The sequence below is a fragment of the Nakamurella lactea DSM 19367 genome, assembly GCF_000426645.1.
Lineage (GTDB): Bacteria > Actinomycetota > Actinomycetes > Mycobacteriales > Nakamurellaceae > Nakamurella > Nakamurella lactea.
In genome coordinates, this window is sequence record NZ_AUFT01000006.1 from 332,048 (window position 1) to 345,913 (window position 13,866).

The 13,866-nt window shown below is 71.2% G+C and carries 13 protein-coding genes; 8 read left to right on the forward strand and 5 right to left on the reverse strand.

What is annotated here, in order from left to right; translation table 11 throughout:
• The first annotated feature begins 114 nt into the window (after window positions 1-114).
• Complete coding sequence (locus K340_RS28135; RefSeq protein WP_051265351.1) at window positions 115-1,317, forward strand: MFS transporter; 1,203 nt, start codon at window positions 115-117, stop codon at window positions 1,315-1,317.
• On the opposite strand, the gene pdxT is transcribed toward K340_RS28135, so the two are convergent.
• On the reverse strand, window positions 1,227-1,805 hold the full coding sequence (gene pdxT / locus K340_RS28140; protein WP_211229319.1) for a pyridoxal 5'-phosphate synthase glutaminase subunit PdxT: 579 nt from the start codon (window positions 1,803-1,805) through the stop codon (window positions 1,227-1,229). The two genes, K340_RS28135 and pdxT, sit on opposite strands and share 91 nt — an antisense overlap.
• 62 nt (window positions 1,806-1,867) lie before the next feature.
• On the reverse strand, window positions 1,868-2,812 hold the full coding sequence (gene pdxS, locus K340_RS0107375; protein ID WP_084614134.1) for a pyridoxal 5'-phosphate synthase lyase subunit PdxS: 945 nt from the start codon (window positions 2,810-2,812) through the stop codon (window positions 1,868-1,870).
• A gap of 99 nt (window positions 2,813-2,911) precedes the next feature.
• Here pdxS and pdxR point away from each other — a divergent pair, with 99 nt between their 5' ends.
• On the forward strand, window positions 2,912-4,393 hold the full coding sequence (gene pdxR, locus K340_RS0107380; protein WP_037363403.1) for a MocR-like pyridoxine biosynthesis transcription factor PdxR: 1,482 nt from the start codon (window positions 2,912-2,914) through the stop codon (window positions 4,391-4,393).
• Window positions 4,394-4,399: 6 nt separating this feature from the next.
• On the opposite strand, the gene K340_RS34020 is transcribed toward pdxR, so the two are convergent.
• Entirely contained in the window at window positions 4,400-6,391 is a 1,992-nt protein-coding gene (locus K340_RS34020; protein WP_029136254.1) for a class I adenylate-forming enzyme family protein, read from the reverse strand.
• 143 nt (window positions 6,392-6,534) lie between these two features.
• Here K340_RS34020 and K340_RS0107390 point away from each other — a divergent pair, with 143 nt between their 5' ends.
• Window positions 6,535-7,428, forward strand: a complete 894-nt coding sequence (locus K340_RS0107390; protein WP_029136255.1) for an HAD family hydrolase — start codon at window positions 6,535-6,537, stop codon at window positions 7,426-7,428.
• 38 nt (window positions 7,429-7,466) lie between these two features.
• On the opposite strand, the gene K340_RS0107395 is transcribed toward K340_RS0107390, so the two are convergent.
• A complete protein-coding gene (locus K340_RS0107395; protein WP_029136256.1) occupies window positions 7,467-8,441 on the reverse strand; it encodes a lysophospholipid acyltransferase family protein in 975 nt (324 codons plus the stop codon).
• The gene (locus K340_RS0107400; RefSeq protein WP_029136257.1) at window positions 8,438-9,568 is read right to left on the reverse strand and encodes an NAD-dependent epimerase/dehydratase family protein; all 1,131 of its coding nucleotides are present in this window, start codon (window positions 9,566-9,568) and stop codon (window positions 8,438-8,440) included. The genes K340_RS0107395 and K340_RS0107400 overlap by 4 nt, the downstream gene beginning before the upstream one ends.
• 160 nt (window positions 9,569-9,728) lie before the next feature.
• On the opposite strand from K340_RS0107400, the gene K340_RS0107405 reads away from it, so the two are divergent.
• The 5 genes from K340_RS0107405 (at window position 9,729) to K340_RS0107425 (ending at window position 13,796) form a co-directional block, all read left to right on the forward strand.
• Window positions 9,729-10,157 (forward strand): hypothetical protein, encoded by a 429-nt coding sequence (locus K340_RS0107405; protein WP_029136258.1) that lies wholly within the window; start codon window positions 9,729-9,731, stop codon window positions 10,155-10,157.
• Window positions 10,145-11,566, forward strand: a complete 1,422-nt coding sequence (locus tag K340_RS0107410) for a sensor histidine kinase (RefSeq protein WP_211229308.1) — start codon at window positions 10,145-10,147, stop codon at window positions 11,564-11,566. The genes K340_RS0107405 and K340_RS0107410 overlap by 13 nt, the downstream gene beginning before the upstream one ends.
• On the forward strand, window positions 11,563-12,222 hold the full coding sequence (locus tag K340_RS0107415) for a response regulator transcription factor (protein WP_029136260.1): 660 nt from the start codon (window positions 11,563-11,565) through the stop codon (window positions 12,220-12,222). The genes K340_RS0107410 and K340_RS0107415 overlap by 4 nt, the downstream gene beginning before the upstream one ends.
• 96 nt (window positions 12,223-12,318) lie before the next feature.
• A complete protein-coding gene (locus K340_RS28150) occupies window positions 12,319-12,948 on the forward strand; it encodes a DUF4956 domain-containing protein (RefSeq protein WP_037363122.1) in 630 nt (209 codons plus the stop codon).
• A complete protein-coding gene (locus tag K340_RS0107425) occupies window positions 12,945-13,796 on the forward strand; it encodes a polyphosphate polymerase domain-containing protein (RefSeq protein ID WP_029136261.1) in 852 nt (283 codons plus the stop codon). Before K340_RS28150 ends, K340_RS0107425 begins: the two co-directional genes overlap by 4 nt.
• The last annotated feature ends 70 nt before the right edge of the window (window positions 13,797-13,866 follow it).

Here is a 13,866-nt window from a genome sequence, read left to right on the forward strand (position 1 = left end):
TCCTCGGTTTCGGAGCGAGCGGGAGCGGCACCAATACTATGACGTCCGACTATCGGATGCACGGGCATTCTCCGCCGGAGTGCTGCTCAGGCACGGCGCGATGAGGGGACGGCGATGACGGCGGCGGATCCGACCGGAGCTCCGGCGCCCCAGCAGCGGCTGCCCCGGGTGGTCTGGATCCTGTCCGCCATCGCCATCTGCGTCGCCATCGGCTTCGGCATCCTGGCCCCGGCGGTGCCGGTGTTCGCCCGCGAGTTCGGGGTCGGCCGAACGGCCGCCGCGCTGGTGGTGAGCATGTTCGCGGCCGCCCGGATGGCGTCGGCATTCGGCGTCGGCAAACTGGTCGACATCTTCGGCGCCAGACCGGTTCTCGGGATCGGCCTGGTGATCGTCGCGGTCTCCAGCGGGGTCGCAGGGCTCAGCCAGAACTACCCGCAGCTGCTGTTGCTGCGTGGCGCCGGCGGCGTCGGATCCGCCATGTTCACCGTCGCCTCGTCATCGGTGATGGCCTCTGCGGTGCCCTCGGAGGTCCGCGGCCGGGCGATGGGTGCGTGGTCGGGCTCGTTCCTGCTCGGCGGCGTGCTCGGCCCGGTGGTCGGCGGTCCGCTGACCGCGATCAGTCTGCGGACGCCGTTCTTCTTCTACGCCGGGACGCTGATGTTGGCGGCCGTCGTCGCCTTCGCGGCGCTTCCCCGGGTGCCGCGGCTGCCCCGGTCGGAACGTGAAGCGGCGCAACCGGTTGAGGGCATCAGAGAGGCACTGGCGCTGCCGAAGTTCCGGGTCGCTCTGGTCGCGGATCTGGCCGGCAGCTGGGCCAACGCGGTCCGGGTGGCGATCGTTCCGTTGTTCGTCACCGAGGCGCTGTTGCTCAGTGAGGCCTGGGGCGGCTACGGGCTGGCCGTCTCGGCGGCGGTCAACGCCGCGTTGCTGCTGCCGTTCGGCCGCTGGTCCGATCGTCGGGGCCGGATCGGGGTGGTCCTCGTCGGCGGGATCGCCAGCACGGTCGGGATGACGGCACTGTCCGCACCGCCGGTGCTCTGGTTGTTCGTTGTCGCGATGGTGATCTGCGGCGTCGGATCGGCGGCCCAGGCGGTCGGCCCGGGGGCGGTACTCGGCGATGTCGCGAACGGCCGGCGGGGTTCGGTGATCGCGACCTACCAGATCATCGGTGACGTCGGGGCGATGGTCGGCCCGCTGGCCGCCGGCGCGCTCGCCGACCTGTCGGGCTACCCTGCCGCGTTCGCGCTGACGGCGGTGATCTCCGCGGTGTCGGCCGTGTTCGCCACCCGCCACCGGCGGGCCGAGGCGATCAGCTGACGGTGCAGGGTGGTATCGCCCGTTAGCTCCGGGTGAAACGAGATGCCCGTCACCGCACCGGATCTCACCGCCACCACCCGACCGAGGTGCCGTCCGATGACCTGTACCCCGGCACCCACAGCGACCACCTCTGGCGCTCTGATGAAGGCGGCGGTGACCGGGCCGTCATCGGTGGCCACCGTTGTCTCGAGCGAGTCGACCTGCGGGCCGAAGGCATTGCGGCGCACGGTGATGTCCAGGACCTTCAGGGTCTGCTGACCGGGCGCGGGGTCCAGCACCTCATCGGCCAACAGGATCAGGCCGGCGCAGGTACCCAGGGTCGGCAGCCCCGATCGGATCCTGGCCGCCAGTGGCTCGGCGATGCCGAACATCCGCAGCAGCCGGTCGATGGTGGACGACTCGCCACCGGGCAGCACGATCCCGTCGAGCACGGCCAGCTGCTCGGGCCGACGCACCAGCAGCACGTCGGCACCGATCCCGCGCAACATCCGCTCGTGCTCGACCACTCCCCCCTGCAGGGCGAGCACTCCGATCGTCGGAGCGGGGGCGTTCACCAGCCGCGCTCGGCGAGCCGGTGCGGGGCCGGCAGATCCGAGACGTTGATGCCGACCATTGCCTCGCCCAGCCCGCGGGAGGCCTCGGCGATCACCGCGGGGTCGTCGAAGGCCGCGGTGGCCTTGACGATCGCCGCGGCGCGGGCCACCGGGTCGCCGGACTTGAAGATGCCGGAGCCGACGAAGACACCGTCGGCGCCGAGTTGCATCATCATCGCGGCATCGGCCGGGGTGGCCACCCCACCGGCGGTGAACAGCACCACCGGCAGCGCGCCGCGGCGGGCCACCTCGACCACCAGCTCGTATGGCGCCTGCAGTTCCTTGGCCGCGAGGTACAGCTCGTCGCTGCTCTTGGCGCTCAGCGCCCGGATCTCGCCGAGGATCTGCCGGATGTGCTTGGTCGCCTCGGACACGTCGCCGGTGCCGGCCTCGCCCTTGGACCGGATCATCGCGGCCCCCTCGGTGATCCGGCGCAGCGCCTCGCCCAGGTTGGTCGCACCACAGACGAACGGAACGGTGAAGCGATGCTTGTCGATGTGGTTGGCGTAGTCGGCCGGGCTCAACACCTCTGATTCGTCGATGTAGTCGACCTGAAGGTGTTGCAGGACCTGGGCTTCCACGAAATGGCCGATCCGCGCCTTGGCCATCACCGGGATCGAGACGGCGTCGATGATGCTCGCGATCAGGTCGGGGTCGCTCATCCGGGCGACGCCGCCCTGGGCCCTGATGTCGGCCGGCACCCGCTCCAGGGCCATCACCGCCACCGCGCCGGCGTCCTCGGCCAGCTTCGCCTGGTCGGCGGTCACCACGTCCATGATGACGCCGCCCTTGAGCATCTCGGCCAGGCCGCGCTTGACCAGCGCGCCGCCGGTGGCCGGCGGCCGGGAATCGGTCGGGTCGGAATCGGGGGTGACGGACACAGGGGTCTGAAGATCGGTCATGGCTCCAGGATGGGTCGCGGAGTGGTTCAATACAAGAGCCAGTTTCGACTAAGTGCAGTAGACCACTTGGCCGACGATCAGGATGGCGGTGAAGCTGCGATGGACATCGACCTGCCGATCGGCCTGGTCCGGGACGGACCGCCGCTGCCGGTGCAGATCGCCGACGCCGTCCGGGATCTGATCGCCCGCGGGGTGCTGCAGCCCGGCGAGCGGCTGCCGGGCAGTCGGCCGCTGGCCGACCGGCTGGGGGTGTCACGGGGCACCGTGGTGGCCGGCTGGGACCAGCTGATCGCCGAGGGCTACCTGACCACCGCCCACGGCTCGGGCACCGTGGTGAACCCGGACCTGGCCGGGGTACACCCCGGCAGCGGATCGGCGCCCGCGTCGTCGGCCGGCGGCGCCGTCCGGCGCCCGACCACCGGGCCGCCGGAGTTGCGTGACGTCGTCGACCTGCGGCCGGGCCGTCCGGACGTGGCAGCGGTGGCCGACAGCACCTGGCGCCATGCCTGGCGGGTCGCGGCCGCCGATCCTGGTTCCGGCGCCGCGGATCCGGCCGGGCTGCCCGCCCTGCGGTCCGAACTCGCCGCCCACCTGCGACAGATGCGCGGCCTGCTGGTCTCCCCCGACGAACTGCTGGTGACCAACGGGGCGCGCGACGGACTGGCCACCGTGCTGCAGGTGCTGGCAGCCCGGCGCGGCCGGCTGATCGTCGCCGTCGAGAACCCCGGCTACCCCTCGCTGCGCCAGGTGCCGCGCCGGCTGGGTGCGACCGTGATCGAGGTCGACGTGGATGACGAGGGGCTGGTGGTGCCGCAGTTGGACGCGGTCGGCGGTCGGGTGCCCGACCTGGTGATGGTGACCCCGAGCCATCAGTACCCGATGGGCGCCTCGATGACGGTGACCCGCCGGCTGGAGCTGCTGGACTGGGCACGCAGACACCACGCCGTTGTGGTGGAGGACGACTACGACTCCGAGCTGCGATACGTCGGTGCGCCGCTGCCGGCCTTGGCCGCGTTGGATCGGCGCCAGGAGCCGGACGGTGAACGGGTGGTGACGCTGGGGTCGTTCTCCAAGACGGTGACGCCGGCGCTGGGCGCCGGATTCCTGCTGCTGCCGGCCGGGCTGCGTGCGCAGGCCCTGGCGCTGCGCTCCGACGTCGGTCCCACCCTGTCGTCGGTGGTTCAGCGGGCACTGGCCGAATACCTGGCCAACGGCGGGCTGCGCCGACACACCCAACGGATGCGCCGGGCCTACCGACGCCGCCGGAACATCGTCACGGACGGGCTCGACGGTATCGCCGGGGTGACGGTCCGCGGGATGGACGGCGGCCTGCACGCCGTCGTCGAGTGGCCGGCCGATACCGCCGATCGACACCGTGAACAGCTGATGCAGCAACATCTTTCCCGGGCCGGGATCGAAGTGGGAGCGTTGAGTGACTATTGGTCACATTCCACCGAAGGGACCGAACGGCAAATCGTCAGGTACGGCCTGGTGATCGGTTACACGGCGATCGAGGAGGCCCGGCTGGTCGCGGCGGTCACCACGATCAGGAACCAGCTGGCCAGGCACCGGCGCGGATAGCGTGGATCAGGTGTAATCCTCGCCGAACAGATCCTCGTCGGAGTCCTGCTGGTCATGCCGGCCCCTGGTCGCGGTCCCGGGTAGTCGGCGGCCGAGATCGTCCAGCTCACCGGCCGCCTCGGGGACGACCTCGGTGTTCTTCCCGGCTTCGGCGTCGGGCTCCGGGTGCTGCACGGCCGTCAGTGCTGCGGGTTCCCGCGCCGGCGCCGCCCCGCCGGCGGCCACGTACTCGGCCAGCGCCGCCTGCCGGTCGATCCGACCCAACTCTGTCCGCGGCAGCTCGGACACCAGGACGAACTCGTTGGGGCGCTTGAACTCCGGCAACCGCGGCTCGATGAACTCGGTCAGGTCGTCGTCGGTCGGTCTGGTACCCGGGTGCGCGACGAGCAACGCGACCACGTGGGTACCCGCGGCGGACGGCAAGCCGATCACCACAGCTTCCGCGACGTAGGGATGATCGGCCAGTGCCCGCTCGATCTCCCGCGGGTACACGGTGAAGCCGGCCACCACAAACGTGTCGTCGACCCGGTCCACCAGGTGCAGCTCACCGTGGTCGTCTGTGTAGCCGACGTCAGCCGTGCAGTACCAGCCGTCGGGTCCTGGGCCGTCGGCACCGTCCGGCCAGTAGCCGAGGAACAGCGTCGGCCCGCGGAGGGCGATCCGGCCGACCTCGCCGACACTGCCCACGTCGGCCAGGTTGTCGTCCGGAGTGTCGCCGGCGGCATCGTCGGCACCGTCGGCGCGGTCGTGTCCGGCGTCGGGCTGGTCTCCGTCATCGGCCCGGTCACCCTCGTCGGCCCAGTCAACCTCGTCGGTCCGGTCACCGACGTCGGCCCGGTCACCGACGTCGCGGTCGTCATCTTCGTTGCCGTCGTCGCCCTGGTCGGCGGCGGCGGCGTCACCCGCGTCGGCGCTGTCGCCCGCGTCGGCGCCGTCGCCCGCGTCAGCGTCACCCGCGTCAGCGTCGTCACCCGCGTCGGCGTCGTCACCCTCGTCGCCATCGGCGATGATCCGCAGCTGCACCCCGGCCACTGGCAGCCCCACCGAGCCGGGCCTGGCCCGACCCGTCATCAACGAGGTGGCCACCACCGACGACGACTCGGAGATGCCGTAGCCCTCCCAGACGCTCTGCCCGGTCAGCGAGCGGATCGCCGAGAAGTCCTCGGGCAGCAGTGGTGCGGCCCCTGAGGTCATCAACCGCACGCTGGCCAGCGCGCGTTCGGTACCTGGGCCACGGAGCAGCTGCCGGTAGACCATCGGCGAGCCGGGTAGCAGCGTCACCCGGTGCCGGTGGATCACCGCCCCCAACCCGCCGTCCGGTTCATCGGTCGCCGGGCCCGGCAGCACCGCGGCGGCGCCCACCACGGCCAGCGGCAGGAAGGCGGTGACCAGCCCGGCCAGGTGGAACAGCGGCAGTGCCAGCACCGCGCGGTCGCCGGCAGTCACGTCGGCGCCGCGGGCCGAGATGATCGCCTCGACCGCCGCCAGGACGGCGCGGTGCGGGATCATCACCGCCCGGTCGCTGCGCGAGGCCCTGGCCAGCAGTGCGAGGTCCTCACCGCCGCCGACCGCGTCGACCGGCGCCCGGCGGGCGGTCCACCAGCGCGCCAGCTCCGCGGGGGTCAGCACGATGCGGACGTCGGCGCCGTCGAGCACCGCGGCGTCGGCGACCACCGCGAGCGCAGCCTGGACCCGGCCGGCCACCCTGGCGGCCTCCGGTCGCGCCGGATCCAGCGGCACTGCGACCAGTCCGGCGCGCAGCACCGCGATCAGCACCAGCGCGAGGTCGGCGGAGGTGGGCAGGACGATCAGCACCCGGTCCCCGCGCCGGGCACCGGACTCCAGCAGCTCGGCCGCGCCGGTATCGGCCGCGGCGTCCAGGTCGGCCCAGCTCCGGTCCGGCCCGTCGCCCAGCAACGCCGGCCGGTCACCGAACTGCTGCCCGGCGCTGCGGACCAGATCGGCGACATTGCCCCCGCCGGCCGGTGATGTCGTCATCGCTGTCTTACCTCCCTGCCGCCGCTCCCGGTGCACGTTCTCCTGACCCTAGCGCCGTGCGCCGTGCCGGACGCAGACGCCGCCCGCTGCGGTCGCTACCCTGGACCGGATCGTCCGAACTCGTCGACGGCAGGAGGTGGGGCGTGCGACTCGGCAGGCCTTCCCCGCGGGAACTGGCCGAGCGCGCCCAGATCGCCGGCGAGGCCTCGGCCGAGGCGGCCGTGCAGGCCGCTCATGCCACCGCCGAGCCACTGGCACCCGGAACGGATCTGACGGCTGCCGCCTTCTTCGACGTCGACAACACCATCATGCAAGGCGCGTCGGTCTACCACTTCGTCCGCGGACTGGCGGCCCGCAACTTCTTCACCACCGGGGACCTGGTCCGATTCGCCGCCCGGCAGCTGAAGTTCCGGGTGGGCGGCGCCGAGGACATGGACGACGTGCACAACTCCCGTGAGGAAGCGCTGTCGTTCGTGGCCGGCCGGACGGTCGCGGAGATCGTCGCCCTCGGCGAGGACATCTACGACGAGTCGATGGCCGACAAGATCTACGCCGGAACACTCGCGTTGGCCCGGCGGCACCTGGAGGCGGGTCAGCGGGTCTGGCTGGTGACGGCGACCCCGGTCGAGCTGGCGTCGTTGATCGCCCGCAGGCTCGAACTGACCGGAGCGCTGGGCACGGTCGCCGAGACCGAGGACGGCGTCTACACAGGTCGACTGGTCGGCGAGTTGCTGCACGGCCCGGCGAAGGCGGCCGCGGTGCGTGCGCTGGCCGCCAGTGAGGGCCTGGACCTGCGACGCTGTACCGCCTACTCGGACTCGGCCAACGACGTGCCGATGCTCAGTGTGGTCGGCACCGCAGTGGCGGTGAACCCGGACGGCGCGCTGCGCGACATCGCCCGGCGCCGGGGCTGGCAGATCCGCGACTTCCGCACGGCTCGCAAGGCCGCCAGGATCGGGGTCCCGTCGGTGCTCGGCGCTGGGGCGTTGGCCGGCGCGGTGGTGGGCGGCCTGGCAGTCCGGCGCAAGCTGCGCTGAGCCGTCACCCCTGGGCTCGATCGGCGAAAAGCCGTCGCTCAACCGAAGAACGGGTGGCCGCGCTGCAGCAGCAGCCGGTACAACGACTGCTGGATGGTCTCGCGCACCTGATCGGACAGGTTGAAGACCACCATCGGGTCCTCGGCGGCGCCGGGACCGAACTCGTCGGTGCGAATCGGCTCGCCGAACTCGATCAACCACTTGGACGGCAACGGGATCGCCCCCAGCGGCCCGAGCAGCGGGAAGGTCGGGGTCACCGGGAAGTACGGCAGACCGAGCGCCCTGGCCAACTGCGGGATGTTGCCCAGCAGCGGATAGATCTCCTCGGCACCGACGATCGAACACGGAATGATCGGCACCCCCCTCAGCAGCGCCGCTGAGACGAACCCACCTCGGCCGAATCGCTGCAGCCGGTACCGCTGCCGGTAGGGCTTACCGACCCCCTTGAAGCCCTCCGGGAACACCGAGACCAACTCACCGGCGGCCAGCAGTCGCTCGGCGTCCGGGTTGCAGGCCAGGGTGCCGCCGGCCTTGCGGGCCAGCGGGCCCAACACCGGAGTGTCGAAAACCAGGTCGGCGGCCAGCAATCGTGGCGGCCGATGCTGCGGGTGGTGGTCGTGAATGGCCACCGTCAGCATCGCCGCGTCCATCGGCACGGTGCCGGAGTGGTTGGCCACGATCAAGGCCCCGCCGGAGTCCGGAATATTGTGCAGCCCAAGGGTTTGCACCCGGAACCACTTCTCGTACAACAACCGCAACGGCGGTAGCACCACGGACCGGGTGAAGTCCTGGTCGTACCCGAAATCGTCGATCGAGTAATCGCCGGTGATCCGCCGCCGGACGAAGGCCAGCGCGTCGGCGAGCCGGTCCGGCCAGCCGTCCGGGCTCGCCGGAACCGCCGATGACGACGTTGCCGCAGCTGCGGCCGCCGGTTCCGATGACGCCGGCGGCTCGCCCGGGTCGGTCGGTTCGTGCCCTTGGCTCGGCGGCGGCCCCGGGCGGTGGCTGGTCATCGGATTTTCTCCCCGTGGATGCTGACCAGCCGCGGCCGCGACGGCCCGGTTGGGGACTGAGCGGCCGCGGCGTCAGCCCCGTCGGTGCCGACCGGCCGCCGGGCACCGACGGCACTGAGCAGCCCGCTCTCGACCGCCCGGACCGCCGCCGGCAGGACGGCCGGCGCCAGGCTGCCGACGAAGTCGGCGAACGCCTGCTCGGTGGAGTACCGCAGCGCGATGCCGACGTCGTCGCGCAGCCTGGTGGTGTCCAGCACCCGGCCGTGCGCCAGCAGGGCCACCTGTTCCGGCGAGAAGCCACCGATCCTGGCCGTCCGCAGTGCCCGGCCGAGCAGCCCGATGGTGCCAGGCAGCATCGGCATCGGGATCCGGCCGGCCCGGCGGATCGCCTGCCGCAGGGTGAGGGTGCCGGCCCCGGCAACGTTCACCGTGCCCGCGGCGTCGCCGAGTGCCAACCGCAACATCACCTCGACCGCGTCCTGCTCGTGCACCAGCTGCATCCGCGCGTCCCGGCCGAGCAGCACCGGGACGAACGGCGACAGGGAGAAGTAGCGGGTCAGCGGGGTGCGCACGGTCGGACCGATGATCTCGCTGAACCTGGGCACCGCGACCCGCACGTCCGGGCGCCGGCGGGCGAAGCCCCGCAGGTACCCCTCGATGTCGACGGCGTCGCGCGCCGGGCCGGAGCTGGGCACCGACCGCGGCTCGTCGCCCTCCGCGAAAACGGCCGGGTCCCGGGACGAACCGCCGTAGACCGCGGCGGTCGATCTGACCACCAGGTGGCGCACCTGGCGGGCGCGCTGGCACGCGGCCAACAGCTGCATGGTGCCGATGACGTTCATTTCCTTGGTCAGCGTCCTGGCCGCCGAACTCGGCGGCGTCGCGGTCGCCGACGCGTGCACGACGGTGTCGACCTCGGCGCGGTCGATCACCCGGGAGATCAGCGGGCTGCGAATGTCGGCGCGGACGAATTCCGCGGTCCCCATCCGTTCCCTGGCCTGCGCGTCCGGCAGCGCGGCATCGACCCCGATCACCCGCTCGATCTGCGGCAGCGCGCTCAACCGACCGGCCAGCGAGGATCCCAGGAACCGGGTGACCCCGGTGACGAGCACGATCGAACCTGCCACGCCACCTCCCCTTTCCGAGAACACCAGTGTGCCTGGTGCGGTCCGTCGGCGGAACCTCGCGGCCCACATCCGTGCTGCCGATCGACCGGGGCGTACGCAGATGAGAGGCTTCTCATCACTGCATCACCGGCAGCTCACCACTGCCAGGAACGGTGGAGGCATGAGTCGATCAGGAATCGGGCTGCTGGTACTCGGCCCGCTGCTCGTGCTCGCTGCCTGGTTGTTCGCCGGCGCGCTGGCCAACGCCGACCCACCGACGCTCGGGCCCGCCGTCGTGGTCGGCAGCTCGTCCGCGACCTCGTCCCAGCAGACAAGCACCACCCGGCCGACGAGCACCGCGCGGCAGACGACCACGGGCCGGCCGGACACCACGCCGAACACCGGGAGCCGGACCCTGGCCACTCCGACGGACCACGGCACCGCATCGACCAACGACTCGACCACGACCCGGACCACCGCATCGACCGCCGACTCCGACGACCGTGGCGCGACCAGGGCCAGCCCGGGTCCGGTCTGCCCAGCCGGCGAGGACGATTCGGACCAGGACGATGACGATGACGACGCAAGCGACGACGCGTGCGACGACTGACCGGCCCGCCGCGCCGCGGCGGGCTGAGCGCCAGGGGCAGGATCGTCGGCTGGATGCTGTTGCTGGTGGCGTTGGCGCTGACGGCCTCCGTCCTGGTGGCCGGCCAGGTGCTGTTGGCCAGGGCTGACGGCCATCTCGCCGAGGAACTGGCCCACGAGGGCCAGAAGTTCCGGGCCTTCACCGCCCGGACGGCCGCAGCCCGGGCCGGCGCGGCGCCGCCGGCGGTCGATGTCCTGCTGACCGGTTTCCTGCAGGAGAATCTGCCCGACGAACCCGAGACGTTCTTCAGCGTGATCGACGGCCGGGCCGACCATCGCAGCCCACAGCCGCCGCCCGCCCGACTGGACCTCGACCCGGCCGTGATCGCGCTGGCCGCCGAGGCCACGACACCGCTCTCGCACACCGTGATGACCGCCGCCGGACCCGCGATACTGGCGGTGTATCCGCTGCAGGTGGCCGGCGATGCCCGGCACGCATCGCTGGTGGTGGTCGAATTCGCGGCCGAGGCCCGCGCCCAGGCGTGGTCGGTGGTCAGGGTGCTGGCCGTGGTCAGCTTCTGCGCGCTGGCAGCGGCCGGACTGGTCAGCTGGTTGATCGCCGGTCAGGTACTGGCGCCGATCCGGCTGGTCCGGCAGACCGCTGAGCGGATCGGCGAGTCCGATCTCGGCCGCCGGATCGAGGTGACCGGCAACGACGACGTCGCCCGGTTGGCCGGCACCTTCAACGGGATGCTGGACCGGATCGAATCTGCCTTCGCGGATCAGCGCAATTTCCTCGACGACGCCGGACATGAGCTGCGTACCCCGCTGACGGTGATCCGCGGCCACCTCGAGCTGATGGGCGACGACCCGCAGGAGCGGGCCCAGACCCGCGCCCTGGTGCTCGACGAGCTGGATCGGATGAACCGGATCGTCGACGATCTCATCGTGCTGGCGAAGGCCGGACGGCCGGACTTCCTGCGGATCGGCGATGTCGATCTGGCCGACCTCACCATCGAAGTGACGGCAAAGGCCCGCGCGCTCGGAAACCGCCGATGGTCCATCGACCAGGTCGCGGACCGGACGATGCTGGCAGACGGCCAGCGGCTGACCCAGGCCCTCATGCAACTGGCGGCCAACGCTGTCGACGCGACGACCGATGGCGCCGAGATCGCGATCGGATCGGCGGTGCACGACGGCCGGGTGCTGCTCTGGGTCCGCGACACCGGCACCGGCATACAACCGGAGGACCGGCAGCGGATCTTTCAACGCTTCGAACGCGGACGTGCCCGGACCGATCGGCAGGGGGCCGGCATCGGCCTGTCCATCGTCACCTCGATCGCCGCCGCGCACGGCGGCCGGGTCCAGCTGGACAGCACCCTCGACGTCGGTACCACCGTCACCCTCGACTTGCCGGAGGTCGGCAGATGAACCGGATCCTGATCGCGGAGGACGAACACCGGATCGCCTCGTTCCTGAACAAGGGCTTGTCCCGCAACGGCTTCGTCACCGAAATCGCCACGGACGGCGACTCCGCATATCAGTTGGCCCGCAGCGGCCGATTCGATCTGCTGATCCTGGACATCGGCCTGCCGGTGCAGGATGGCTTCGAGGTACTGCGCCGGTTGCGGGTCGAGAAGTCGAACATCCCTATCATCATTCTCACGGCCCGCGGCGAGGTGGCCGACACGGTTGCCGGGCTGGAGGGCGGCGCGGACGACTACATGGCCAAACCTTTCGCCTTCGATGAGCTGCTCGCCAGAGTGCGGCTGCGGCTGCGCAGCGATCGCACGCCGGAGGCGACCGTGCTGACCGTCGGCAATCTCGCGCTTGACCTGCGGACCCGGCGGGCACTGGTCGACGGCCGCGCGGTGGAGCTGACCGCCCGCGAGTTCGCGCTCACCGAGGTGTTCCTGCGCCACCCGGACCAGGTGCTGACCCGCGAACAGCTGTTGAGCCAGGTATGGGGCTTCGACTTCGATCCGGGCTCGAACGTGGTGGACGTGTACGTGCGCTACCTGCGGCGCAAGCTCGGCGACCAACGCATCGAGACGGTCCGTGGCAGCGGGTACCGGCTACTGCCCTGACCGGATGAGGGGCTTCTCATCGGCGACTCATCGCAGCGTCACCGGCGGGCAGCAGCCTGAAGTGCGAAGAGGTATGCCGCCCACGGAAGGATCACCATGACCACCGCAGCAGTCATTCTCAGCGACCTGATCGCCATCGGCATTCTCGCCTTCGGCCTGTACTTCCCCCGGCATCAGCGCCGTGATCTCTTGCTCGCGCTGATCGCGCTGAACGTCGGGGTGCTCGCCGTTGCCTCGGTGCTGATCGGCGCCGAGGCGGGTGTCGGGCTGGGCCTTGGCCTGTTCGGCGTGCTGTCGATCATCCGGTTGCGCTCGGACCAGATCAGCCAGCAGGAGACCGCCTACTACTTCTCCGCACTGGCGCTGGGCCTGATGGCCGGCATCCGACCCGATCCCTGGTGGCTGTCGCCAGCCCTGTCGGCGCTGCTGCTCGCCGTGGTGTTCGCCGCCGATCACCCGTGGGTGCTGTCGCGGGCGAGGCGGCAGACGATCGTCCTGGACTCCGCGCACCTGGACGAACGGGCGCTGGTAGCGGAACTCGGCCGGCTGCTGGGAGCAAGGATCCGGCGGGCCGAGGTGATCGAGTGCGATCTGGTTCGCGATGTCACCGTCGTCGATGTGCGCTATCGACTGCCCAAGTCGCCGGCATCGGCGCCACCGGCGGTACCCACGTTCCCAGCAGCAGGTACGTTCCCGGCCGCACCCACGTTCTCGACCGCGCGATGACGGGCATCGGCTTCGGACCGACCAGCCCGGCTGCGGCGGGGCTGGTCGACGGGCTCCGCCGCAGGTCTCCGGTCGGGCTGGACCAGGTGATGGCGCACGCCGCACTGCTGACCAGGGTGGACCGCAAGTACCTGGTGCCACTGTCTGCCTTCAACCGGGTGCTGGCCGGCCTCGGTGATCAGTTCCGGGCGCTGGAGATCGACGGCCGTCGGGTGTTCCACTACCGGTCCGTCTACTTCGACACCGCCGAACTGGCCGGGTATCACCACCACCTGCAGGGCCGCCGCCATCGGTTCAAGGTCCGAACCAGGACTTACCTCGATTCCGGCGACTGCGTGCTCGAGGTCAAGGCGAAGGGGCATCGTGACCGGACGGTGAAATACCGGTCGCCGTATCCGGCCGCCGACTCCGAACGGCTGACGGCGGCGGGCCTGGACTTCGTCGCCGATCGGCTCGCCGGGGCCGCACCGGCGCGATCAGGCGCGACCGGATCGACCGCGCCCAGGTCGTCCGGCATCGACATTGCGCGGCTGGCCCCCGCGTTGACGACCGGCTACCGGCGGGCAACGCTGGTGGACCTGACGTCCGGCTCCCGACTCACCTGCGACGTCGACCTGACCTTCCGGGCCGGCGATCGAACCGCCTCCGGCCCGGCCGCTGCGGTGCTGGTCGAGTCGAAGTCGGCGACGGGCACCGGCCCGGCCGACGTGTTGCTCCGCGGTCTGGGGGTCCGCCCGCTGCCGATGAGCAAATACTGTCTCGGGATCGCACTGGTCCATCCCTGGGTCCGGTCGAACCCGTGGCATCGGACCCTGCGGCGGCATTTCGTCAGCCCCCAGCAGGGCTGACCGGACCGGCACCGGATACGACAAAACCCCGGCGCCCATGGCGCCGGGGGGTGCTGTCGTCAGGCTCTGC

What these genes read in the sequence shown, in the direction of transcription:
- K340_RS28135 (WP_051265351.1), top strand. Translation starts at nt 115, where the DNA reads ATGACGGCGGCGGATCCGACCGGAGCTCCGGCGCCCCAGCAGCGGCTG.
- K340_RS0107405 (WP_029136258.1), top strand. Translation starts at nt 9,729, where the DNA reads ATGAGTCGATCAGGAATCGGGCTGCTGGTACTCGGCCCGCTGCTCGTG.
- K340_RS28150 (WP_037363122.1), top strand. Translation starts at nt 12,319, where the DNA reads ATGACCACCGCAGCAGTCATTCTCAGCGACCTGATCGCCATCGGCATT.
- pdxS (WP_084614134.1), bottom strand. Translation starts at nt 2,812, where the DNA reads ATGACCGATCTTCAGACCCCTGTGTCCGTCACCCCCGATTCCGACCCG.
- K340_RS0107425 (WP_029136261.1), top strand. Translation starts at nt 12,945, where the DNA reads ATGACGGGCATCGGCTTCGGACCGACCAGCCCGGCTGCGGCGGGGCTG.
- pdxR (WP_037363403.1), top strand. Translation starts at nt 2,912, where the DNA reads ATGGACATCGACCTGCCGATCGGCCTGGTCCGGGACGGACCGCCGCTG.
- K340_RS0107415 (WP_029136260.1), top strand. Translation starts at nt 11,563, where the DNA reads ATGAACCGGATCCTGATCGCGGAGGACGAACACCGGATCGCCTCGTTC.
- K340_RS34020 (WP_029136254.1), bottom strand. Translation starts at nt 6,391, where the DNA reads ATGACGACATCACCGGCCGGCGGGGGCAATGTCGCCGATCTGGTCCGC.
- K340_RS0107395 (WP_029136256.1), bottom strand. Translation starts at nt 8,441, where the DNA reads ATGACCAGCCACCGCCCGGGGCCGCCGCCGAGCCAAGGGCACGAACCG.
- pdxT (WP_211229319.1), bottom strand. Translation starts at nt 1,805, where the DNA reads ATGTTGCGCGGGATCGGTGCCGACGTGCTGCTGGTGCGTCGGCCCGAG.